At 71.0% G+C, this 23,042-nt stretch carries 22 protein-coding genes; 10 read left to right on the top strand and 12 right to left on the bottom strand.

Features of this window, described 5'->3' with window-relative positions; translation table 11 throughout:
* Positions 1-30 precede the first annotated feature (30 nt).
* Both OG589_RS39675 and OG589_RS39680 read left to right on the top strand, forming a co-directional pair.
* Entirely contained in the window at positions 31-1,212 is a 1,182-nt protein-coding gene (locus tag OG589_RS39675) for a hypothetical protein (protein ID WP_405143749.1), read from the top strand.
* Complete coding sequence (locus tag OG589_RS39680) at positions 1,209-1,970, top strand: WecB/TagA/CpsF family glycosyltransferase (protein ID WP_405143750.1); 762 nt, start codon at positions 1,209-1,211, stop codon at positions 1,968-1,970. Before OG589_RS39675 ends, OG589_RS39680 begins: the two co-directional genes overlap by 4 nt.
* Positions 1,971-1,974: 4 nt before the next feature.
* Here OG589_RS39680 and OG589_RS39685 read toward each other — a convergent pair whose 3' ends face one another.
* Positions 1,975-2,808 carry a glycosyltransferase gene (locus OG589_RS39685; protein WP_405143751.1) on the bottom strand — a complete coding sequence of 278 codons (834 nt, stop codon included), beginning with the start codon at positions 2,806-2,808 and terminating at the stop codon, positions 1,975-1,977.
* A 35-nt stretch (positions 2,809-2,843) separates the two neighbouring features.
* On the opposite strand from OG589_RS39685, the gene OG589_RS39690 reads away from it, so the two are divergent.
* Positions 2,844-3,527, top strand: a complete 684-nt coding sequence (locus tag OG589_RS39690; RefSeq protein WP_405143752.1) for an acyltransferase — start codon at positions 2,844-2,846, stop codon at positions 3,525-3,527.
* Positions 3,524-4,537 (top strand): hypothetical protein, encoded by a 1,014-nt coding sequence (locus tag OG589_RS39695; protein WP_405143753.1) that lies wholly within the window; start codon positions 3,524-3,526, stop codon positions 4,535-4,537. The genes OG589_RS39690 and OG589_RS39695 overlap by 4 nt, the downstream gene beginning before the upstream one ends.
* 6 nt (positions 4,538-4,543) lie before the next feature.
* Here OG589_RS39695 and OG589_RS39700 read toward each other — a convergent pair whose 3' ends face one another.
* Both OG589_RS39700 and OG589_RS39705 read right to left on the bottom strand, forming a co-directional pair.
* Positions 4,544-5,479, bottom strand: a complete 936-nt coding sequence (locus OG589_RS39700) for a hypothetical protein (RefSeq protein WP_405143754.1) — start codon at positions 5,477-5,479, stop codon at positions 4,544-4,546.
* A 79-nt stretch (positions 5,480-5,558) separates the two neighbouring features.
* Positions 5,559-6,245: a hypothetical protein gene (locus OG589_RS39705; protein WP_405143756.1), complete on the bottom strand. Its 687-nt coding sequence runs from the start codon at positions 6,243-6,245 to the stop codon at positions 5,559-5,561.
* Between the two features lie 175 nt (positions 6,246-6,420).
* Between OG589_RS39705 and OG589_RS39710 the strand changes: the two genes are divergently transcribed.
* The 6 genes from OG589_RS39710 (at position 6,421) to OG589_RS39735 (ending at position 12,257) form a co-directional block, all read left to right on the top strand.
* Positions 6,421-7,572 (top strand): hypothetical protein, encoded by a 1,152-nt coding sequence (locus OG589_RS39710; RefSeq protein WP_405143757.1) that lies wholly within the window; start codon positions 6,421-6,423, stop codon positions 7,570-7,572.
* Between the two features lie 98 nt (positions 7,573-7,670).
* Entirely contained in the window at positions 7,671-8,927 is a 1,257-nt protein-coding gene (locus tag OG589_RS39715) for an O-antigen ligase family protein (protein WP_405143759.1), read from the top strand.
* 92 nt (positions 8,928-9,019) lie between these two features.
* Positions 9,020-9,460, top strand: a complete 441-nt coding sequence (locus OG589_RS39720; protein WP_405143761.1) for a MarR family winged helix-turn-helix transcriptional regulator — start codon at positions 9,020-9,022, stop codon at positions 9,458-9,460.
* Between the two features lie 72 nt (positions 9,461-9,532).
* Positions 9,533-11,227 carry an MFS transporter gene (locus OG589_RS39725; protein ID WP_405143762.1) on the top strand — a complete coding sequence of 565 codons (1,695 nt, stop codon included), beginning with the start codon at positions 9,533-9,535 and terminating at the stop codon, positions 11,225-11,227.
* Positions 11,224-11,967 carry a dienelactone hydrolase family protein gene (locus tag OG589_RS39730; protein WP_405143764.1) on the top strand — a complete coding sequence of 248 codons (744 nt, stop codon included), beginning with the start codon at positions 11,224-11,226 and terminating at the stop codon, positions 11,965-11,967. The genes OG589_RS39725 and OG589_RS39730 overlap by 4 nt, the downstream gene beginning before the upstream one ends.
* A 14-nt stretch (positions 11,968-11,981) precedes the next feature.
* Positions 11,982-12,257 carry a DUF6295 family protein gene (locus tag OG589_RS39735; RefSeq protein ID WP_405143766.1) on the top strand — a complete coding sequence of 92 codons (276 nt, stop codon included), beginning with the start codon at positions 11,982-11,984 and terminating at the stop codon, positions 12,255-12,257.
* A gap of 257 nt (positions 12,258-12,514) precedes the next feature.
* Here OG589_RS39735 and OG589_RS39740 read toward each other — a convergent pair whose 3' ends face one another.
* The 9 genes from OG589_RS39740 to OG589_RS39780 form a co-directional block, all read right to left on the bottom strand.
* Complete coding sequence (locus OG589_RS39740; protein ID WP_405143767.1) at positions 12,515-13,405, bottom strand: hypothetical protein; 891 nt, start codon at positions 13,403-13,405, stop codon at positions 12,515-12,517.
* Positions 13,406-14,266: 861 nt separating this feature from the next.
* Positions 14,267-15,364, bottom strand: coding sequence for a DegT/DnrJ/EryC1/StrS family aminotransferase (locus tag OG589_RS39745; RefSeq protein WP_405143769.1), 1,098 nt, complete (start codon positions 15,362-15,364; stop codon positions 14,267-14,269).
* The gene (locus tag OG589_RS39750; RefSeq protein ID WP_405143771.1) at positions 15,361-16,029 is read right to left on the bottom strand and encodes an acetyltransferase; all 669 of its coding nucleotides are present in this window, start codon (positions 16,027-16,029) and stop codon (positions 15,361-15,363) included. Before OG589_RS39750 ends, OG589_RS39745 begins: the two co-directional genes overlap by 4 nt.
* A complete protein-coding gene (locus tag OG589_RS39755; RefSeq protein WP_405143774.1) occupies positions 16,026-17,483 on the bottom strand; it encodes an oligosaccharide flippase family protein in 1,458 nt (485 codons plus the stop codon). Before OG589_RS39755 ends, OG589_RS39750 begins: the two co-directional genes overlap by 4 nt.
* On the bottom strand, positions 17,480-18,715 hold the full coding sequence (locus OG589_RS39760; protein ID WP_405143776.1) for a glycosyltransferase family 4 protein: 1,236 nt from the start codon (positions 18,713-18,715) through the stop codon (positions 17,480-17,482). Before OG589_RS39760 ends, OG589_RS39755 begins: the two co-directional genes overlap by 4 nt.
* Complete coding sequence (locus tag OG589_RS39765) at positions 18,715-19,851, bottom strand: DegT/DnrJ/EryC1/StrS family aminotransferase (RefSeq protein ID WP_405143778.1); 1,137 nt, start codon at positions 19,849-19,851, stop codon at positions 18,715-18,717. The genes OG589_RS39760 and OG589_RS39765 overlap by 1 nt, the downstream gene beginning before the upstream one ends.
* Positions 19,848-21,032 carry a glycosyltransferase gene (locus OG589_RS39770; RefSeq protein ID WP_405143779.1) on the bottom strand — a complete coding sequence of 395 codons (1,185 nt, stop codon included), beginning with the start codon at positions 21,030-21,032 and terminating at the stop codon, positions 19,848-19,850. Before OG589_RS39770 ends, OG589_RS39765 begins: the two co-directional genes overlap by 4 nt.
* Positions 21,008-21,979 (bottom strand): NAD-dependent epimerase/dehydratase family protein, encoded by a 972-nt coding sequence (locus tag OG589_RS39775; RefSeq protein ID WP_405143780.1) that lies wholly within the window; start codon positions 21,977-21,979, stop codon positions 21,008-21,010. Before OG589_RS39775 ends, OG589_RS39770 begins: the two co-directional genes overlap by 25 nt.
* Positions 21,976-23,013 (bottom strand): Gfo/Idh/MocA family protein, encoded by a 1,038-nt coding sequence (locus OG589_RS39780; RefSeq protein ID WP_405143781.1) that lies wholly within the window; start codon positions 23,011-23,013, stop codon positions 21,976-21,978. The genes OG589_RS39775 and OG589_RS39780 overlap by 4 nt, the downstream gene beginning before the upstream one ends.
* Positions 23,014-23,042: the final 29 nt, after the last annotated feature.

The raw sequence follows: 23,042 nt of genomic DNA on the forward strand, positions 1-23,042 counted from the left end.
CTACTGATCACAAGGTTTGGGGGGTGAGCGATGACTCGCCATGAGGGTCGTCTCGGTGCGCTCGCCGAGATCGACGCACCCGCGGCCGCGCTCGTCGACCGCATGGTCGACCTGTCGGTCCGCGGTCTTCCTCCCGGTTACGCCAACGGTGAGTTCGTCTTCACCAGGCGCGGCAGACTCGGTGACGACGGGCGCTGGACGGCCGTCCCCGAGGGGAGGAGCGTGCGCTACAGCGCCATCGTGGCCCTCGGCGTGGCCACGCTGCCGGAGGACGGGCAGCGAGCGGCCCTGGCGGGTGACACCGTCGCCGACCTGGTCGGGAACCTCGTCAAGGGGCTCCCCGACATCGGCAACCTCGGCGACGTGGCCCTCATCGCGTGGGCGGCGGCCGAGATCGCCCATCCCGAGCTCGACAGGGGCCTGCACCGGCTGGCGGAGCTCGAAGGCGCGCTGCGCACGGGCGACCCGGTCCACACGGTCGAGGCGTCGTGGGCGCTGGCCGCCCTGACCGCCGCGCACCGCGTGCTGGGCGGTGCCTCCGAGCTGGAGAAGCGGCTGGAGCACGCCGGGCAGAGGCTGCTCACCGGCCTCGGGAGCGACCGGCTCTACCGGCACGTCCTCGGCCCCGCCTCCTGGTACCGCGCCCACGTCGGCTGCTTCGCCGACCAGGTGTACCCCCTCCAGGCCCTCGCCCGGCTGCACGCCCACACCGGCGACGACGCGGCGCTCAGGGCGGCCGAGCAGATCGCGGCCGGCATCTGCGCGGCGCAGGGTCCGGAGGGCCAGTGGTGGTGGCACTACGACGCCCGCACCGGCGGGGTGGTCGAGGGCTACCCGGTCTACAGCGTCCACCAGCTCTCGATGGCCCCGATGGCGCTGCTGGACCTCGCCGACGCCGGCGGCACCTCCTATATGAAGGACATCGCGCTCGGCCTCCACTGGATGACCGCGAGGCCGGAGATCGACGACGAGCTGATCATCGACGACCTCGACCTGACGTGGCGCAAGGCCGCCAGGGACGACCCGAAGAAGATCGTCCGAGGCGTGCGGGCCGTCGCCACCGCGATCAACCAGGGCTCGCGCATCGGGGTGCTCGACCGCATCTACCCGCCGCTCGCCGTCGACCGCGAGTGCCGCCCGTACGAGCTGGGGTGGCTGCTCTACGCGTGGCTGTTCTCGCTGCCCCGCGACGCGCCAGGGAAGCAGGGGTGACCGGCGCCGCGCCGCCCCGCAGGGCACTGCTGGGGCTGTCCCTCGACGCTCTCACCATGGAGCAGACCGTCGCCCGGTGCGTCGCGGCGGTCGAGGGCAGGGAGAACCTCACCATCGGCGTGGTGAACGCCGCCAAGGTCGTCCGCATGAGCGAGGACGAGCTGCTGCGCGACTCGGTGACCTCGTGCGATCTCGTCGTGGCCGACGGGCAGGCCATCGTGTGGGCCTCCCGGTTCCTCGGCAGGCCGCTGCCCGAGCGGGTCGCCGGCATCGACCTGTTCACCTCCCTCATGGAGGAGGGCGCCAGGCGGTCGTACCGGGCGTACTTCCTCGGGGCGCGGCCCGAGGTGATCGAACGGGTGGTCGCCGAGGTGCGCGCCCGCTATCCGGGCCTGGAGGTCGCGGGGGCGCGCGACGGCTACTTCACCGATGAGCAGGCCCCCGAGGTCGCGGCTCGCATCGGGGAGGCGAAGCCGGACCTGCTGTTCCTCGGCATGACCTCGCCAAAGAAGGAGATCTTCCTCGCGCGGTTCGCCGAGGACATCCGGGCCGGGGTGATCCACGGCGTGGGCGGCTCGTTCGACGTCTTCGCGGGGAAGGTGCGCCGGGCCCCCGCCCTGTGGCAGAGGCTCGGCCTGGAGTGGTTCTACCGGTTCCTCCAGGAGCCCCTCAGGCTGGGGCCGCGCTACCTGTCGACCAACACGCGGTTCGCCTGGATGGTGGTGAAGGAGTACGTCCAGGGCCGCGGGAGGGCCTGAGAGCTCAGGTCCTGCTGCTCTCGTCCCGCAGCCAGGTCGTGTAGTCCTTCGTCCGCACCGCGCGGCGCGCCCGTCCACGGGCGACCACCGTGACGGCGAGGAAGACCCCGAGGTGCGGCAGGAGCCACGGCGCCCGTGCGGCGATGGCGAGCAGGTCGCGAAGGCCTGTGCGGGCCTCCTGCCCGGCCATGGGGCCCTGCTCGATCTCGGCGACGACCGTCACGGCGCGGACCCTGCGCCTCATCAGGTCGCCGAGGGTGCGCGGCGGGTGGATCACCGCGTGCGCCGTGCGCACCACCTGGCGCTCGGCGGGCGTGAACGCGAGCGAGGCCGCGAGGTCGTCGCCCATGACCGGGGGAAGGTCCATGATGCGGCGGTTGCCCTCCTCGGACACCGCGATCACGCCCCGGCCGAACAGCCCCTCGCGGACGGCGGGAAGCCTGCTCCACACGGCGTAGTAGGCGCGCACCGTCCACGGGCGGTCGCGCAGGACCAGGGCCCGCTCGGGGGCGGCGGCGAGCCGGCCGCCCAGGAGGGCGTCGCGCAGAGCGCGGACGTCGGCGGTGCCCACTTCGACGTCGCCGTCCACGTAGACGCGGGGATGGCTGACAGCCGCCTCGTCGCCGAGCCGCAGGGCCTCGCGCTTGGAGGGCACCGGTGTCTCGATCACGGTGACGCCGAAGCCGCGGGCGACCGAGGCGGTGTCGTCGTCACAGCCGTTGGCCACGACCACCACGTCGAACTCGTCCGGGCCCGCCTCCGCGAGGAGGCGCGCAAGGAGCCGGCCGATTACCCGGGCCTCATTGTGGGCCGGGATGATGACGCTCGCGCTTGGCATAGTTCCGAAGTATTCACCCTCAATGGGAGTTCCCGATGACCGAACCGCGAATAGCGGCCACCGCCGACGTCGACCCGAGCGCCAAGATCGGCGCGGGGAGCCAGATCTGGCATCTCGCCCAGGTCCGCGAGCAGGCCGTGCTGGGCGAGGGGTGCATCCTCGGGCGGGGCGCGTACGTCGGGCCCGGCGTCAGGGTGGGCGACCGGGTCAAGCTGCAGAACTACTCCCTGGTGTACGAGCCGGCGGTGCTTGAGGACGGCGTGTTCGTCGGGCCCGCCGCCGTGCTGACCAACGACGTCTACCCTCGCTCGACCGACGTCGACGGCGGGCTGAAGCGCGACGGCGACTGGACCGCCGAGGGCGTGGTCGTACGGGCGGGCGCCTCCATCGGGGCGCGGGCCGTGGTCGTCGCGGGTCGCACGGTCGGGCGGCACGCCCTGGTGGCCGCCGGGGCCGTGGTCACCCGGGATGTCCCCGACTTCGCGCTGGTGGCGGGCGTCCCGGCGCGCCGCATGGGCTGGGTCGGGCGCGCGGGCGTGACGTTGCGGGAGGACGGTCCCGGCCGGTGGCGCTGCCCCGAGACGGGCGAGATCTACACCGAGCACGACGGCCACCTGAGCGGCCCGACCGACGAGGCCGGAACGCCGGACGGCCCGGTGGGTGGGGCTGGGACCGGCGGGCCGGTGGCCGATGGTGGCCGGGCGGGCGGGCCCGCGTGAACGTCTCGGCGCTGCCCGGGCGCACCCGGGTCGTGATCCTGGTGGTCGCGGTCCTGCTCTTCGGCGCGGTCGGGGTGGTCTACGTCCTGCGGGCGAGGCCGGAGGCGCCGGCTCCCGCGCGGCTGGCGGCCGGTTCCAGCCCGGCGCCGCGCGAGACCGCTCTGGAGGCGGGCGACCTCCTCGTGGTGGGCGCGGGGGCCTCGCAGGACAGCGGTACGGTCCTCGCGGTGCCGGCGAGCGGAGAAGGGCAGCCCCGTTCCACCGGCCTGCGCTGCAAGCGCTTCTACGCGGCGGCGGGCACCGGCCTGTGCCTGCGCGTCACCAACGGCGTGGTCACCGGGTCGGAGGCCATCGTGGTCGACGACCACCTCCGCGAGGTGCGGCGCGTGTCGCTGTCGGGCGTTCCGAGCAGGGCGCGGGTCTCCGCGAGCGGGCGGATGGCGGCCTGGACCTTCTTCGTGGCGGGCGACTCCTACCTGAGCGTCGGGTTCTCCACCCGCGCGGGCATCCTCGACACCCGTACGGGCACGCTCGTCAAGAGCCTGGAGGAGCTGACGCTCGAGAAGGACGGGCGCGTCTTCAGGGCACCCGACCTGAACTACTGGGGTGTCACCTTCGCGGACGACGACAACCGCTTCTACGCCACGGTGTCGAGCGAGGGCAGGACGTACCTGGTGCAGGGCGACTTCGCCGCGCGCCGGATGCGGGTGCTCCGCGAGAACGCCGAGTGCCCGTCGCTCTCTCCGGACGGCACCCGGGTCGCGTACAAGAAGCGGATGGGCGGCACCAGCGACCCGTGGCGGCTGTACGCGCTGGACCTGCGGTCAGGGCGCGAGACGGCCCTCGCCGAGCCCGCGAACGTGGACGACCAGGTGGCCTGGCTCGACGCCCGCACGGTGATGTACAGCAGGCTGCGGGCCGACAGCTCGGACGTGTGGACGGTGCCCGCGGACGGCTCGGGACGGCCTCAGCTCCTCCTGCGCGACGCGTACTCTCCCGCCGCGACCTGAGCCCGCTCAGGAGGCGACGGGCTCGCCGGTGGTCTCCCAGGTGTTGCCCTCGAAGCGGTTGCCCTTGCCCTTGGTGTCGAAGTAGGTCAGCGGCCCCCAGAAGCCGCCCTTCGGGAACAGCCGCCGCGTGAAGACGTTGCCGATGATCCGGATGTTCGTGGGGGTGCCGAACTTCCCCGCCCCGCCGTAGATGGCGTACCCTCCGCCGCCGAGCAGGTTGCGCTCGATGAGCACGTCATGCGCCCTGCTGAAGTCCTGATAGATCGAGATGGCGGAGGTCTGGGCGATCTGGTTCAGGATGGTGTTGTGGCGGATCGTCAGGGTCAGGCCCTTCTGGGGAGACCCGTTGATCTGCGGCCCGGTCACGTGGTCGCCGGGGTACTCCTTGAAGTCGTGCATGTAGGAGTCCTCGATGAGGCCGTGGTCGGTGCCGACGGAGTTGGAGACGGTGTGGATGTTCGCCCGCCGCACCGTGATGTCGCCCCCCTGGTTCAGCACGCCCCACTGGGCCTTGACGACGCCGTCGCCGGAGATCTCGCAGTCCTCGATGACGGCGCCTGACGCGCCCTCGGCCTGGATGATCGACCAGTCGCCCTCGCCGATCACCCGCACGTTGCGAACCGTCACGTCGTCGGCCTTGATGTTGAGCTTGCCGTGGACCTCGAGGTTCTCGACCACGGCTCCCGGCTTCAGCACGGTCACCTCGCCGACCTTCTTCAGCGGGCCGGTGGCGCGCACTCCCGTGGTCTCTGCGGAGGGGAAGGCGTGCTCGTCCGGAGACGTGTCCGGAGAGGGACGGGCCTCGGCCTGGGGAGTGTGCCCGGGGACGGGCCCGCGCCCGTCGTCCGCGCCGCCGCTCCCACCGCAGCCGGCCGCGGCCGTGCCGCTGAACGCGAGGGAGGCGACGAGCAGGGCACAGCGGCGCGGCAGCGATGAGGACACCGAAAGCTCCAGGTCATAAGTCTTCGGAACGCTCCACAGCGGGCTCGCCGTAAGCGCTGGCACCTGTCGTGGATCTCAACTACAGATTGGCGCCGACCCCGAAGCGGGGCGGCCGTGCTCGCCGGACGGGGCCTGGGGAGGCCGCCTGGCGTGGTGCGGGTGACCTGCCTGGCTCGCCGCCGCTGCGGTCACGGGTGGCGGACATGGCCACGACCGAGGCGAGCACGGCGAGGAGGCCGATGCCCACCGTGGCGCGGCTCTTCTGCAGGCCCTGACGCTCCGGCCCCATGATGCCGCCGATGGGCTCGTACTTGATCATCACCCGGCCGCTGGCCCCCGCGGAGGTCTGCAGGTGCTGGAGTTTCTGGGTGAGAAGTTGGAGCGCCAGATTGAGCGTGTCGATCGACTCTTTGGGGTCGTCGGAGAGGGCCTGCATGGAGGCGTACGGCTGGCCGTACACCGGGAGCTCCTCGTTGCCCCAGTGGGCCACCGCGTAGTGGAAGGTCGCGGTGCCTCCCATCGAGCGGAGGCGCTCCTGGGTGCCGGGGTTGTCGAAGAAGCGGGCCGTGGCCAGGGCCATATAGATGTGGTTGTCGGTGAAGTGGCCGTAGACCTCGCCCTGAAAGTGGTTCGTCTTGGTTACGAACGCGACCGTGACCGAACTCTGGTAAAGAGGTGACCTATATCTGACCCACAGCACCGCACAGGCGGCGACCAGGAAGATCAGCGCCAGGCAGCAGCACCGCACAACCACTCGCCTTCGCACCGACACATCGTGGCACAGGCGTATGGAGTTTTGGGACGGGCCTGGTAAAGAAAGCACTCAGAGGAAACACTTGAGGGCGATGACAACGCGCCGAGGTGCTCGGGCGTCCTATCTCGGCGGCTCGGCGGGGTGGGAATCACAGATGTGGCCGGCCGGGCGGGGGTGAAGGGAAACCATGGACCTGCTTGATTCGCTGCGCGCGCTGCTCCGGCGGTGGCCTGTGACGCTGGCATTGCTGGCGGTCACGATCGCGGCGACGGTCGGGGCGCTCATAGCGATTCCCTGGCAGTACGAGTCGAAGGCCACCGTGGTCTTCCTGTCGTCGAGGAAGGGCTCGCAGCCGGTGGGAGGAAACCCCTGGCTGGCGTTCGACGGCTCGCTGACCATCACGGCCGAGGTCATCTCGCGTGGCATGAGCGACGAGCGCACTCTGCAGAAGCTCAAGGACGAGGGCAAGACGGCCGACTTCACCGTGGGCCTCGCGCAGGACTCGCGGGGGCCGTTGCTCGACATCACGGCTACCGGGGCCGACCCCAAGGTCGCCCAGGCCACGATGGAGACGCTCGCGACGCTCAGCCAGGAGCGGCTGACCGAGATGCAGCAGAAGTCCTCCATCCTCCCCGACGCGACGATCAGGGCCGAACTGGTGACCTCCAGCGACAAGGCCGAGCTGACCCCCGAGAAGAAGATCCGCATGCTGGTGATCGTCTTCGCGGGCGGCATGCTGCTGACCATCGGCGTGCCGCTGTTCCTGGAGTCGGTGGCGCAGAAGCGCCGCCGGGCGTCCCAGCCCGACCTGGTGACCGCGCGGGCGGGGCAGCCCCCGGCGGGTCCCCCCTACCCACAGCGAATGCAACGTTCCGCGGGCGGCCCTCCGCGTCCGAACGGCGCCGCGCCGCGCAGCAGGCCGCCCGCGCGGGCTCCGAGGCCCATCGAGCCGCCCGAGCCGCGCCTCTACGACCGGCGCACGGGCTCCTCCAAGCACGGTGCGCCTCCCGAGCCCCGCGACCCCTGGGCGAACCCGCCGCGCCCTGAAGACGGCTACACCGCCTCGCTCCCGGCCGTGAAGGTCGAGGACGACCTCTATGTCTGGTCCGACGACAAGGACCGTCCGAGGGGCGCCCCTCCGTCGGGCTCCATGCCCCCGTCGAGGGACTCGGGCAACGGCGCGCGGCAGGGCCAGCCGATGCGCCCGTCCGGGCAGGAGCCCGAGGCCAATCCCGGGCGGCGTTCACGGCCGGCCGCCCCAGGGGCGCGCTCCAACGGCGGGGGTGACTCCGACGACGAGCCGTACGTCGTGTTCGACCCCACCAGGCCAGGTCGGTGACCAGCACGTCGGAGGCCGCGCGGGTTCACCCCCCCACCCGCCGGCCGGCTGAACGTCGGCCCAAGCTGACCAAGGCACGCGTCGACCCAGTAACGATCATGACGTTCTTCCTGATCGTCCTGTTCGTGATGCCGGCCCGGTACGTGGTCGGCCCCCTCGGCGGAGCGGGCTCGCCCTCCTCGATGGTGGCCGTGCTGCTGCTGGTCTGGTACCTGCTGTCCACGCTCTCGCCGCGGTGGACCCCGATCCACGGCCGGCAGCCGGTGCGTGCGGTCATCATCTTCTTCGCCATGGCGGTCCTCGCCAGCTACGTCGCGGCGGCCACCCGGCCACTCTCGGCCGACGAGGTGAACGCCGCCGACCTCGGCCTCGTGCTCGTCGGAGGCTGGGCGGGCATCGCCCTGGTCACCGCCGACGGCGTCAACAGCATGGAGCGGCTGGAGACGCTGCGGCAGCGCATCGTGATGGGGGCGTCGTTCCCCGCCTTCGTCGCGATGATCCAGTTCTTCACCGGCATCGAGGTCACCCGCTACCTGGCCCTGCCCGGCCTCGTCGAGAAGGGGTCGGCCGTGCTGTTCGAGCGCGAGGGCTTCTTCCGCCCGGCCGGCACCGCCACCCACCCCATCGAGCTCGGCGTCGTCCTCGCCGCCGTGCTGCCGCTCGCGCTGCATGGAGCGATCTACTGCCGCATCCCCGAGCAGCGCCGCAAGCGGTGGCTGATGGTCGCGCTGATCGCGAGCGCGCTGCCGATGAGCGTGTCGCGCTCGGCCATCCTCGGCCTGTTCGTCGTGATGGTGGTGCTGCTGCCGACCTGGCCGTCCGAGTGGCGGCTGCGGGCGATCCTGATCTTCGGTGTCGCCTCGATCGTGATGCGCCTGGTGATCCCCGGGCTCATCGGCACCGTGCTGAACCTCGTCTCGGTGATCGGCTCGGACGAGAACTCCACCACGCGCACCGGCGACTACGACGCGGTCGTCCAGGCGGTGACGCAGCGCCCGCTGTTCGGCCAGGGCTTCGCGACCTACCTCCCGCGCATCTATCGCGTGATCGACAACCAGTACCTCATGTCGGCACTGGAGACCGGGCTCGTCGGACTGCTGGCGCTCATCGTGTTCCTGCTGACCGGATGGGTCCTCGCCCGGCAGGCGAGGAAGGCCGCCGCCGACGAGGAGACCCGCCACCTCGCCCAGTGCCTGGCCGCCTCCATGGCGGTCGCCATCTTCGGCTTCGGCACCTTCGACGCCTTCAGCTTCCCCATGATCACCAACGTGATGTTCCTGATCCTCGGCTGCTGCGGCGCCCTGTGGCGCCTCCAGACCCAGCCGGCGCGCGAGCCGTACGAGCCGGGTATCTAGCGAGACCGAAATCTGCGGAATGACCAGGGGCTCCCGCCTGGCCCAGATATAGACAGTTTAACTGTTCAGTTGAACTGTGTACTCTGGCAGGCGTGGTTGAACTGGCGCATGCGGAGATGGTGGCCGAGGAGCTGCGTACGGCGCTCGGCCGGGTGGTGCGCCGTCTGCGGCGCGAGTCGGGCATGCCGTACCAGCACGCGACGGCGCTGGGATGGCTCCGGCGCTGCGGGCCCATGACGGCGAGCGCTCTCGCGGCCGCCGAGCACATCACCCCGCAGTCGATGGCGGTCACCCTGGCCGCCCTGCACGAGCAGGGGCTCATCGACCGCGCGCCCGATCCGGACGACCGGCGCCAGATCCTCTGGTCGGTCACTCCGCGCGGGCAGGCGGTCATCGCCGAGCAGCGCGCCCGGCGGGCCCGGTGGCTGGTCACCGCCATCGAGGAGCTCACCGACGAGGACACGTCTCGGTTGCGCGAGGCGGCCGGCCTGCTGAACGACATCATGGACAGGAGTGAGGCAAGTGGCGACTGAACGATCCGGCTCCGAGCTCCAGGCCCCGGCGGAGGGCCGCCGGAGCGAGACCGTACGCACCCGCGGCCTGAGGTGAGCGGCGACCGCTACAAGTGGATCGCGCTGTCGAACACCACTTTGGGCGTGCTCATGGCTACGCTGGACGCGTCCATCGTGATCATCTCGCTTCCGGCGATCTTCCGGGGCATCGGCCTCGACCCGCTGGATCCGGGGAACATCGGCTACCTGCTGTGGATGATCCTCGGCTACCTGCTGGTGCAGGCGGTGCTGGTCGTGGCGCTCGGCCGGCTGGGTGACATGTTCGGCAGGGTCCGCCTGTACAACCTCGGCTTCGCGATCTTCAGTGTCGCCTCGCTCGCGCTCTCGGTGGACCCCTTCACCAAGAGCGGCGGAGCGCTCTGGCTGATCGGCTGGCGGTTCGTCCAGGCCTTCGGGGGCGCGATGCTCACCGCCAACTCCGCGGCCATCCTCACCGACGCGTTCCCGGCCTCTCAGCGGGGCATGGCGCTCGGCATCAACCAGGTGACCGCGCTGGCCGGGCAGTTCCTCGGGCTGGTCGCGGGCGGGCTGCTGGCCGTGATCGACTGGCGGGCGGTGTTCTGGGTCAGTGTGCCCTTCGGCGTCCTCGGCACCATCTGGTCGTACCGCAGCCTGCGCGAGGTGGGCAGCCCGAAGAGGGCCCGGGTCGACTGGGCAGGGAACCTGACGTTCGTCGTGGGCACCACCGCGATCCTCGCCGCCATCACCTACGGCATCCAGCCGTACGGAGGGAGCCCGACCGGCTGGGGCAACCCGCTGGTCCTCGGCGGGCTGGGTGTGGGAGTCCTGACGCTCGTCGCCTTCTGCGTGGTCGAGACCAGGGTCGCCGCGCCGATGCTCGACCTGCGGCTGCTGCGGATCAGGTCGTTCATGGCCGGCAACCTCGCCACGCTGCTGACCTCGATCTCGCGGGGCGGGCTGCAGTTCATGCTCATCATCTGGCTGCAGGGCATCTGGCTGCCGCTGCGCGGATATGACTTCGAGGACACCCCGCTCTGGGCGGGCATCTACATCCTCCCGCTCACCGTGGGCTTCCTGATCGCGGGCCCCCTTTCGGGCCACCTGTCCGACCGGTACGGCTCGCGGGCCTTCGCCACCGGCGGGCTGGTGATCACCGCGCTGTCCTTCGTCGGGTTCATGCTGCTGCCCGTGCGCTTCGCCTACCCGCCGTTCGCCCTGTTGCTGCTGGCGTGCGGCATCGGCATGGGGATGTTCTCGGCGCCCAACACCTCCTCCATCATGAGCAGTGTGCCGCCCGGCCAGCGGGGGGTCGCGTCGGGCATGCGGGCCACCTTCCAGAACTCCGGCAGCGCCCTTTCCATCGGCGTCTTCTTCTCCCTCATGATCGCCGGGCTGGCCGGCACGCTGCCGGGGGCCCTCACCTCGGGCCTGGAGAGCCACGGCGTGCCCGCCTCGGCCGCCGCCCACGTGGCGAGCCTGCCGCCGGTGAGCACGCTGTTCGCGGCCTTCCTCGGCGACAACCCGATCGGCCACCTGCTCTCCTCGACCGGCGTGATGGGCACGCTGCCGGCACACGACGTGGCGGTCCTCACCGGGAAGCAGTTCTTCCCTGAGCTGATCTCCGGTCCGTTCCACCATGGGCTGGTAACGGTATTCATCAGCGCCGCGGTGATGGCCACCATCGCCGCCGCGGCCTCCGCCCTGCGCGGCGGCCGCTACACCTATACAGAACAGGCTCCCGTGGAGCACAAGGAGGCACGGATTTGAACGACGCGATGTGGGCCGGCACGGTCTCTGTCACGGGCCACGACCAGGCCGAGCTGGAGGCCTACCTGGCCCGGCCGCTCGGCGACGACCCGCGCGGCGGCGTGGTGGTGATCCACCACCTCCCGGGATACGACGAGGCGACCAAGGACATCGTCCGGAAGTTCGCGGCGAACGGCTACGCGGCGATCTGCCCGAACCTGTACTCGCGGGAGGGCGCCGGGGTCAGCCCCGACGACCAGGCCGCCGCCGCGCGGGCGAAGGGCGGCGTCCCGGACGAGCAGCTCGTCGGCGACGTCGCAGGGGCCGCCGCGTACCTCAACTCGCTCGACCACGCCAACGGCAAGATCGGCGTGATCGGCTACTGCTCGGGCGGGCGGCAGGCGTTCCTGGTGGCCTGCTCGCTTCAGATCGACGCGGCGGTGGACTGTTACGGCGCCTTCGTGGTGAACAACCCGCCCGCGGAGTTCCCGCTCAAGGCCACGCCGCTGATCTCCAAGGCGCCCGACCTGTCCTGCCCGCTGCTCGGGCTGTTCGGCGAGCAGGACTCCTATCCGGGGCCGGAGGAGGTCGCGGTGCTGGCCGCCGAGCTGGAGAAGCTCGGCAAGGACCACGAGTTCCACACCTTCGCGGACGCGGGGCACGGGTTCTTCTCCGTCGACCGGCCCGCCTACCGCCCGGCCGCCGCGACGGAGGGCTGGAAGAAGATCTTCGACTTCTACGGCCGTCACCTCGGCGCCTGACAGGAGAGCCCATCATGTGCACGTATCTCACCGAGAAGATCGAGCTCGACGGCGCCGGCAAGGGAAGCACCGGCTGGTTCACGGTCAGCGAGGGCTTGGTCTACGTCGACCACCCTTTCCACGCCTGCCACGAGCACACGGTGAACATCGACTTCACCAACCCGGCCGAGGGCCCCTCGGCTCGGGTGGCGGTCGAACTCACCGAGGAGTCGGCCCTCGCCCTGGTAGAAGCCATCCAGAAGGCCCTCGCCGCAGCCCCACCCGGCCTCGCCTCCGCCCGCCCCCGCTAGACGCTCGCGAAGAACCTTGTCGAAAGCTTCGACCACCGGTTCCCGGTAGGTGGGGCCAGGTGGAGTGCATGCGGAGCGAGTGGATCCCTGTGGCCGACTTCTCGGCCACAGGCAAGCCGCCGGGACCCTGGCTCAGGTGGCCCAATGCGAGCTGGAGAAATCGCCTTGTGGACTATCGCCGGCCTTCCCGCATGCCGGTCGGCTTGCGGTACGTCCATCTTGAGCTGGGGAAGAAGCAACTTCAGCCTGCGCACGGTTCATCGGGGAGATGGGAGAGATCCAGTACGGTGTACCGCTTCTCTCTTGGGAGGCCCGAGGTGTCTGCACCCGGTCGAGCAGTAACCGGTCTGCAGGAAGCCTCGTTCTGAGGGCTCGCCGAGCTCCAATTCGATGTCGATCTGGCTCGGGAGCGCGTCGAAGTTCATGTTCGGCACGACGAACTCCCTGCCCGTGTACTTCTGCCGTACCGACTGCTTGAAGGCGGGTTTACAGACGAACGGATTCGCATAGGTGTTGTAGCCGAGCGCGACGCCGGTGTTGAGAAACCCCACGTCCTGACATTGGTACAGCACGGCCCGCATCGCGGCGGCGTTCCTGGGGCCGTTGTATCCCGAGGCGAAGTTCTGAAAGCACGACTTCGACTCACCGGTGGCGTAAGGAGAGGGCCCGGCGGCCGCCAGCGCGCCAAGGAAGGAGGCGTTGCAGCCGATTCCCGCCGACGGATCCTTCCCCTTGAGCAGCGCGGCCCGCTTGCAGCCGGTCACGGCCTGGAATGCTCCGACGACATCCTCGTGCGGGCCGAGACGGGAGTATGCGAGAACAAGGTCGGTCTGGGCCGAGAGCGGGTACGCCGCGGAGGTGCCGAATTCCTCATCGAGCAGACGGAACCACGTCTCAAAGCTCGGCACCCGGGCCTGGACGCCGACCGGGAGGGTGTAGACGGCGAGGTTCGTCGGGATGGACCAGTCGTTGAGGCCGGGATACCCGGCGTACGAGAGGGTTCCGATTCCGACCTTCGGAGGCTCGTCGCCGTAGGCATTGCGCAACGCCAGGTAACGCTCAAGGTTGGTGCTGGAGCCCGCCCACGCGTACCAGAAGCCGCTGGGATACAGCGAAGTACTGCCGCGGGTGTGCGTGGTACCGAACAAGGAAGGCGAGACGCACCGAACCTCCCGCTGTTCCCACGCGGTTCTGTACTCGAGCGGTGTGGAAATGCAATCCGCCGTGGTCCGTGCCCCTGCGCGGGAGTCTGACAGCGCCGCGCTCGGCACGGCGAATGCGAGGGCGCAGGCCAGCAGGAGGAGAAGCGGCCCCCGGCCGGCTCGCGAATGTTCGAGGCCCATGGGCGCTCCTTGAGGCTGGATTGGTCGCACCGGTCAAGTTGAGATCGGAACCAGTTGACTTGCCGCGACCAATTTCCAGGACAGGAGTGGCGACGAGATCGTGACGTGGCGGCTGATTGCCCCACCCGGACGGAACCGAGGTCAAGATCACGCGTGGCCTGAAAGATCAACAGAGCGGGTTTGTCACTTGCTGAGCAGCACATGGGAGATCCAAGAAACGCAACGGCCCCGCCAGGACGGTCAGGGGTTCAGCGGCAGGCGGCGGCGCTGGACCGGCCCGGTTCACCTGCTCGGAGAACAGGTGCTCCGTACCGCCGTCAACCGATCGGGGATTCACCATCAGAACAGAGGAGCCGAGACCCAGGGAGGGATAGTCACTCACTCGCCCAACGAGAAAGGCCACCTCCGAAGATCGGAAGTGGCCCTCTAGCTGGTACTTCTGGGTCGGGGCGGGATTTGAACCCACGGCCTCTTCGTCCCGAACTACCGGCAGCACCACGGTCAGACACTGTCGCGCCTGCTCAAGCAGGTGATGCCGACCGGCGGTGTACGGGCCGGTGCGGCGGTGTTGCTGGAACGGTTGACATCCCGCTGACATCCCGCTGCGCACGCGACAACCGCTTTCCGCGCTGGCCGTACGACCTCCGGCCCTCCTCTGGTGCCCGGTCAGAGTTGGCGGAGGACCTTGTCCAGCGTCTCGGCGACCTGTTCCTGTTGGGTGGGGGTCAGGTGGGGGTGCATGGGGAGCGAGAGGATCTCGCCCGCCGCCCTCTCCGTCACCGGGAAGTCGCCGGGGCCGTGGCCGAGGTGGCGGAACGCCGGCTGGAGGTGGACCGGCACCGGGTAGTGGATCTGGGCCTGCACTCCCGCCTCCTGCAGACCGGCCAGCACCTTGTCGCGCTCGGGCACCCGGATCACGTAAAGGTGCCAGACATGGACGTTGCCCGGCGCCGTGCGCGGCAGCCGTACCCCGTCGATGTCGGACAGGAGCGCCTCGTAGCGGTTGGCCGCCGCGCGGCGCAGCTCGTTCCAGCGGGCCAGGCGCTTGAGCTTGGCCCGCAGCACCACCGCCTGGAGGGTGTCCAGCCGGGAGTTGAAGCCGAGCGTCTCGTGCTGGTACTTGACCTCGCTGCCGTGGCTGGTCAGCAGCCGCACCGCGCGGGCCAGCCCAGGTGAGGAGGTGAGCACGGCCCCCGCCTCGCCGTACGCGCCGAGGTTCTTGCCAGGGTAGAAGCTGGTCGCGGCGAGGCCGACCGGCGGGCGCCCCTCCTGGCCTGAGCCCTGCGACTGCGCGGCGTCCTCGACGACGGCGAGGCCGTGCCGCTCGGCGAGCCGGTGCACGGCGGCCATGGGGGCCTGCTGGCCGTACAGGTGGACCGGGAGGATCGCCGCCGTGCCGGGCCCCGCGGCGGTGGCCGCGGACTCGGGGTCCAGCAGGAGGTGGTCGTCGTCGCAGTCGGCCAGCACCGGCCGCAGGCCGGCTCGTACGACGGCCTCGGCGGTGGCGACGAACGTGTTCGCGGGGAGCACGGCCCCCGAGCCGGGTGGCAGGTCGAGCGCGCGCAGGGCCAGTTCGATGGCGTCGGTGCCGTTGCCCGCGCCCACGCAGTGCGGCACGCCCGAGAAGGCGGCGAACTCCTCCTCGAAGGCGGCGACGTCCGGGCCCTGGACGAAGGCGGTGTTCTGGAGCACCCGGTCGAAGCCCTGGAGCACCTCCTCGGCCACCTCGGCATGGGCGGCCTTCAGATCGACGAACGGGATCATGCCAGTGCTCCATCATCAACGGTGCTTGAACGGATAAAACGGGCGGGGACGCCGGCCCAGACCTGACGGGCCGGGATGTCCCGGATGACCACGGAGCCCATGCCGACGAGGGCGTAGGAGCCGATGGTGAGGGTCTCGCGCACGAGGGCGCCTGAGCCGATGTAGGCCCCGCGCCCGACGTGGACGCCCCCGGCCAGCCGGGCGCCCGCGGTCAGTGTGGCGAAGTCGCCGACCACGTCGTCGTGGGTGAGCGTCACGTGGGGCATCACGCTCACGTGGGCCCCCACCGTGACCGAGGCGGTCAGCACCACCTGGGCCAGCACGATCGATCCGGGGCCGATCGTGGAGGACCGGGACACGCTCGCGGTGGGGTGCACCAGGGTCGCGTACCGCTCCGGCGGCAGGCCGAGACGGGCGACGATGCGCGCGCGGCTGGCGTAGTCGCGGGAGTTCCCCGTGCAGACCACGATCCGCGCGTCGCGCTTCACCGCCTCGTCGGACCCTCCCAGTACGGGCATGCCGTCCACGACGGTGCCGTGCTTGGCCGGATCGTCGTCCAGAAAGCCGAGCGGCTCCCAGGTGGGGGAGACGTCGTTGATCGCGTGGACGAGCTGGGCGGTCTCGCGGGCGAAACCGCCGGCTCCCACGATCAGCAGGGGGGTCATGTCGCCTCCTTCACGCTTCGCAGGACATGCCGGTTGCGGTAGCCGTACAGCGCCGCCGCCCCGACGCCCGCCAGTCCGGCGACGGCCAGGGCGAGCAGGTCGACCGGTATCACGCGTACGGCCAGCGTGCTGGCTCCGAACACCGCGAGCGCGGTGAGCGCGCCCGGCAGGAACCTGCCGAGCAGGGCCAGCGAGCCGACGCCCGTGCGGCCCACCTGGTAGACGTAGGCCGGGATCACCACAAGGACCGAGACCGCGACGAGCGCGATCGGCGCTCCCGGCAGCCCGCCCACCTGGATGCCGGTGTAGACCGCCGGGGCCACGGCGCAGAGCCACAGGACCTGGATGCCGAAGACGGCCCGCGAGCGCTCCAGCACCACCAGGTAGTCGTACATGAGCTCCGACAGGATGCGCAGGCTCGCGAACACGCCAAGCCAGACCAGCACCTCCGCCGCCGGCTCCCACTGCGCGCCGTACACGAACCGGATCAGCGCGGGAGCGCTGCCGCTGAGCAGCAGGCACACGGGCGCGGTGAGCCCCACCAGCAGGCCCGCCGTGGTGAGGAAGGCACGGTTCAGGGCCGGCCTGTCGTGCTGGAGCCGGGCGAACGCGGCCGGGGCCACGGCCCGCACCGGCTGGGAGAACACCGTGATCGGCCACCCGGACAGGTTGAACGCGATGCCGTAGAAGCCGAGGGCGACCGGGCCGAGCAGGTGCCCCACCAGGATCTGGTCGACGTACCCCGCGGCGAAGACGACCAGCGAGGACCCGGCCAGCGGTATCCCGAACCGCAGCAGCCGCCGGGCCACCTCCCGGTCGAAACCGAAGCGAAGCCGGTGGGGAGCGAACACCACGCAGAGCAGGCCGCCCGCCAGCGATCCGCAGACGCGGCCCACCGCCAGGCTCATGGCACCCAAGCCGAGCAGTGCCAGCACGAGGGACACCACCGCGCCGAGCCAGTTGTCGACCTGGTCCACGATCGCCTTGCGGCCCTGCATGAACTCCCGTTGCATGAGCGCGGCCGAGGTCGAGACGATGCCGTTGACGAGCACGCTCAGCCCGAGCACCCGTACCGGCCCGGTCGCCGCCGGGTTGCCCATGGCCTCGGCGAACGCGGGAGCGGCGAGCATCACGGCGACGCAGGCGACGAGGCTGGACGCCGTGGCCATCGTGGTCACCGTGGGGACGATGCGCCGGGGGTCGTCCGGCCAGCGCACCACGGCGAGGCTGACCCCCAGCTCGTTCATGCTGAGCATGGCGAGCAACGCCACGAGGGCGACGGCGTAGGTGCCGAACTCGAGGGGCCCGAGCACCCGGGCGAGCACGATGCCGATGGCCATCGTGCCGAACCGGGCGCTGATGGTGCTGAGCACGCTCCATCCCACGGCCCGGCCCGCCCGCGCCTTCAGCGAGGGATCTCCCGGTTCGGTGGACGTGGGCGGGGAACCGGTCACCCGCGCTCCTTGGCGACCGCGTTGAAGTCGTCACGTGAGTGCGTGCCGCGCAGCCGCTGGTAACGGCGGCGCAGCTTGTAGGCCGCCACGCCTTGGGCGGTGCCGAGCGCGTCACGGGCGGAGGGGAGCTCCGTGAGCGCCTGTTCGTAGATGTCCACCTGGACCCGCGCGGCGCCCTCCAGGCTGAACCGCTCGACCACGAGGTCCCTGCCGTGCCGGCCCAGCTTGCCGCGGAGTCCGGGGTCGTCGTACAGCTTCCGCACGGCCGCCTCGAACCGGGCCGGTCCCTCCTGCCGCCCGGCGCCGAGGCCGTACCAGCCCTGGTCGAGGAAGAACGGCTCGGTGTCCGGGGTGAGCAGCTCGAAGAAGCCGTGCTCGCCCTGGACGATCAGCGGTTTGGCGAACGCCAGGGAGCGCAGCGCCGAGCCGCCCATGCCGAGGCAGACCGTGGCGGCGGCGTAGGCGGGGCGCGGGTCGGCCAGCTCACCGGTGAGCACCACCACCCGGCGGCCCGCCGCCGCGTTGGCCGCCGCGGCGTGCTCCTCGACCTGCGCGCGGGCCGTGCCGTCGCCCACCACGATCAGCCGCAGGTCGAGGTCGGCGGCGAGCCGGCCCACGGTGTCGATGGCGGTGAGTATGCCTTCCAGCTTCAGCTCGGGCACCAGCCTGCAGACCACCACGATGTCCAGCGGGCCGGGCGCCAGGCCGTACTTCTCCCTGAACTCGCCCACCGGGTGGTCGGGCGCGTTGGCGGAGACGTCCACGGGGGGCTCGATCAGGTGGACGCGGCGGTAATGGGGCGAGGTGCGTTCCTGGATCTCCCGCGTGCCGACCACCAGGGTGAGTGACGGCGGCAGGAAGGGCGCGACCACCAGGGACATGATCGTGCAGACGGCCGTGACCGGACGGCCGTCCGCCGCGGACCCGCGCAGGGCCGTGTAGTACGCCTCGACGCCGGGCGGCCACTCGTAGCCGTGGACCACGTCGATCCCACGGGACTCCACCATGGACCGCAGCAGGCGGACGGTGGTCCGCGACGGGCGGCGCCGGTGCAGGTCCAGCTCGTGGTGCTCCAGGCCGGCCGCCTTGACGTGGCTCACGAGCGGGCCTGGCTCGCTGACAACGATGACCTCGTGGCCGAGCCGCTGGACCGCCGAGGCCAGCTCCACGGCGTTGAGCTGGCTGCCGCCGACCTCCATCGAGTGGGGGTAGACCAGGATGCGACGTGTCATCAGGATCGCACCGGGCTCCCCGCCGCGGCCGCGTGCACCGCGTCGGCCACCTGGTTCTGCTCGGCCTCGGTCATGGTGTGGAACAGCGGCAGGATGAGCGACCTGGCGGTCAGCCACTCGGTGGCGGGCAGCTCGGCGTTGGACATGCCCGCGTAGGCCGGCTCCAGGTGGGCGGCCATGATCCCGCGCCGCGCCGACACGCCGCGCTCGGCCAGGAAGGTCATCAGCTCGTCGCGGCCGAGCGGGAAGTCGTCCGGCAGCGCCATCCAGAAGGACTGGTAGTTCGTCCTGCCGTGCTCGGGGTCGGTGACCATGCGCAGTCCGGGGATGTCGCCGAGCAGCTCGTGGTAACGGGCCGCCAGCGCGCGCCGCCGCTCGATCAGCTCGCCGAGCCGGCCGAGCTGGACCAGCCCGACCGCCGCCTGCAGGTCGGTCATGCGGTAGTTGAACCCCACCTCGAGGTACTGCTCGGGGGTGGTGACGCCCTTGGCGTGGCGCTCGGCGGCGCTGACGCTCATGCCGTGCTCGCGCAGCCGGCGGGCGCGGGCGGCCAGATCGGCGTCTTCCATCGTGATCATGCCGCCCTCGCCGGTGGTCAGCAGCTTGCGCGGGTGGAACGACCAGGCGGAGAGCGGTGACCCCGCGCCGACCGGCCGGTCCTTGTAGACCGATCCCGCGGCGCAGGCGGCGTCCTCGACGATGATCAGCCCGGGGTGCGCCGTACGGACCTCGTCGACGTCGGCGGGCACGCCCGCCTGGTGGACGAGGATCACCGCGCGGGTGCGGGGAGTGAGGACGGCCTCGATGGTCTTGGCGGTGAGATTGCCGGTCGCCGGGTCGATGTCGGCGAACACCGGGTCGGCGCCCGCGTGCCGCACGACGTTCGCCGTGGCGATGAACGACAGCGACGGCACCACCACCTCGTCACCGGGGCCGATGCCGGCCAGCACCAGCGAGAGGTGCAGCGCCGTCGTGCAGGAGGAGACGGCGACGCCGTGTCCCGCCTGGACGTGCTCGGCGAAGCCCCGCTCGAACTCCGCGACCCGGGGCCCCTGCGCGACCCAGCCCGAAGAGATCACCTCGGACACCGCCGCCTGCTCCTCGGGTCCGAGCCATGGCCGCATTACCGGGATCATCGCCCGGCCACCTCCTTTGACGCCTGTGACGTCGAGTCGATGCCGAGCAGCTCCGCGATGAGGCGGACCCGCTCGTTCCAGTCGTGCAGTGCGGCGAACGCCCTGCGACGGCCCACGAGCGCGGCGGTGCGCGCCGTCGCCAGCTCGGCCGTCACGGCTCCGGCGAACGCCTCCGGGCCGCCCTCGGTGGAGGTCGTCCTGATCAGGTCTCCGGCGTCCAGCCAGTGGGTGGCGGGCAGGTCCGTCGAGACCACCCCGCGTCCGGCCGCGAGGTATTCCAGCGTCTTCAGCGGGAAGCTCGCCCGGTTGAAGGCGCTGTCGGTGTACGGCGTGAGCCCCACGTCGATCACCCGCAGGTAGGACCGCAGGCTCTCGTACGGCTTGCGACCCACCCAGTACACCCCGGGGCGGTTCACCAATGCGGGGAAACGCTCGGGTTCGTATCGTTCGGACCTCGGGCCGACCAGCACCAGCGGGTGGCCGGCGTCGGCGACCGCTTCGAGCAGGGCGATGTCGATCCGCCCGTTGATGTGGCCCACGAACCCCGCCACCGGGGTCCCGGCGAGCTCGGCGGGCAGGTCCTCGGGCCAGGTGGCGGCGTCCAGGTCGGCGTAGGCGCCGCTGTCGCAGCCGTTCGGCACCAGCGTGGCCTCACGGCCCATCGACCCGGCCCGGGACACGAGGCCGGGCGAGACCACCGCGATGCGGTCGGCCCGCGCGGCCATCCGCGCCTCGGTGCGGGCGAGCTGCCCGGGGGCCATGCCGATGAGCGACGCCCCGGCGGTCAGGTCGTCGGTGATGTAGCGAAGCGTGCGGGCGCCAGGGGCGGCCCCGAGGATGTCGATGCTGCCCGACGCGATCACGGCGGTGACCCGGCGTCCGAGCGCGCGGGCGGCCCGGCGTACGGCCCGGCGGGCCAGCGCCGCCGTGATCCGGTCCATGCCGGGCCGGTAGCCGCCGGGAGGGGCCGCCGGGGTGAGCCTCCACAGCCCCTTGCGGACCGTGGACAGCTCGCCGCGCCGGGCGCCGCTGAGCATCGACCGGGGCGGATCGACGTACAGCACGTCCACAAGGCCGCTGAGCCGGTCCGCCATCTGCTGGTCGGTGCCCTTGACGCCGTCGTAGGCCGTTCCGCCCGCGTAGACGAGCAGCCCGTTCACCGGTCCCTCTCGGCGCGCCACCAGGTCACCAGGCGGCGCAGGCCCTCCTCCAGGTCGACCTCAGCCTTCCAGCCGAGCCGCTCGGCCGCGGCGCCGACGTCGGCCAGGCGGCGGGTCACGCCCTTGACCCCCGCGCGGGCCGGGCCGTACTCCACGCCGAGGTCGCTCGCGCCCATGACCGACATCAGGGCTTCGGCCAGCCCCACCAGGCTGGTCTCGGTGGCGCTGGCGATGTTGAAGACCTCGTCGGTGGCGTCGCTCGCCGCCGCCAGCAGGTTGGCGCGGGCGATGTCCTCGGTGTAGACGAAGTCCATGGTCTGCAGGCCGTCGCCCAGGATCAGGGGAGGCTGCCCCGACTGGATGCGCTCCATCCAGCGGATCAGCACCTCGGTGTAGAGGCCGTGGATGTCCATGCGGGGGCCGTACACGTTGAAGTAGCGCAGCGCCACGTAGTCGAGCCCGCGCATGGCGTGGAAGCTGCGCAGCAGACCCTCGTTGAACGTCTTGGCCGCGCCGTACAGGGTGTCGTTGTCGTACGGGTGGTGGTCCTCACGCGTGGGGAACTCCGTGGCCAGGCCGTACACCGAGGCGGACGACGCCGCGACCACCTTGCGCACGCCGGCGTCCGCCGCGGCCTCAACGACCTCGTAGGTGCCGTCCACCAGCACTTCGAGGGCGAGACGTGGCTCCTCGGCGCACTGGGTGATGCGGATGGCGGCCTGGTGGAACACCAGGTCCATGCCCTGGGTGACCGACCGCACGAGGGCGGTGTCACGGATGTCGCCCTCCACCACGCGCAGGCGCCCGCCGGCCGCCTCCTCGGCCTTGGCGAGGTTCTCGCGCCGGCCTCGGACGAAGTTGTCCAGCACCACCACCTCGCCCGCGCCCGCGGCGAGCAACTGGTCCACGATGGTCGAGCCGATCGTGCCGGCTCCCCCGGTCACCAGGCAGCGACTGTCATTGATCATCGAGTGGATCCCCCAAGGTCGATTCTTCTGCCGTCATTTTGGATGCTTTCCCCCGCCGCTTCCAGGAGAGCGAGCACACGCAGCCCCGAGCGGCCGTCGGTCAGCGGGGCGCGCTTCTCTCCGATCGCGGCGGCGAACTCGCCCATCACGCCGCGAAGGGCCTCGCGCTCCGGAAGGGCGGGTACGACGACGTCACCTGTCCGATAGGAGATGAGGGCCGCCCGGCGCACGTCCTCCCCGGCCGTCGACAGGTCGACCCCCCGGTCGTACACCGCGAGGCGCTGGGCCGGGTTGACGTCGTCCCACACGATCGTGCGGCGCGAGCCGCCGATCACGGTCGTGCGGATCTTGGTGGGGCTGAGCCAGTTCACGTGGACGTGCGCGATGGCGCCCGACGACAGCCACAGGGTCAGGTACGCCAGGCACGGGCGCCCCGCCCCGATCGGGTCGGAGGTGTGCGCGGCGACCGCGACCGGGGTTACGCCCTCGGGCAGCACGAAGTCGAGGATCGACAGGTCGTGCGGCGCGAGGTCCCACAGCACGTCCACGTCCGGCTGGACCAGGCCGAGGTTGATGCGGACCGAGTCGACGAACTGCACGTCGCCGAGCTCGCCCGACGCGATGAGGTCCCTGATGCGGCGGACGACGGGCGTGTAGCAGAAGGTGTGGTCGAGCATGAGCACCCGCTCCTTCTCCTCCGCCAGGGCGACGAGCTTGGCGCCCTCCGCGTAGGTGGGAGTGAGCGGCTTCTCCACCAGCACGTGCTTGCCGGCGGAGAGGGCGGCGTGGACCAGGTCGAAGTGGGTGCGGGCCGGAGTGGCGATGGCCACCGCGTCCACCGCCGGGTCCTCCAGCACCTGATCGAATGAGGTCGTCGGCCTTACCGTGGTGTAACGGCCCAGCACCGCTTTCGCCCGGTCCTCATCCAGATCGCACAGCCATTCCAGGCGAAGCTCCGGGGTGGCCATCGCGTTGCGCACGAGGTTGGGACCCCAGTAGCCCGCACCGATCACGGCAAGGCCGATCGACGACACTCGGATTTCCTTTCGTCTGCCGGGTGGTC

Origin of the sequence: Sphaerisporangium sp. NBC_01403 (genome assembly GCF_045040145.1) — a bacterium.
In the GTDB taxonomy this organism is placed as follows: domain Bacteria; phylum Actinomycetota; class Actinomycetes; order Streptosporangiales; family Streptosporangiaceae; genus Sphaerisporangium; species Sphaerisporangium viridialbum.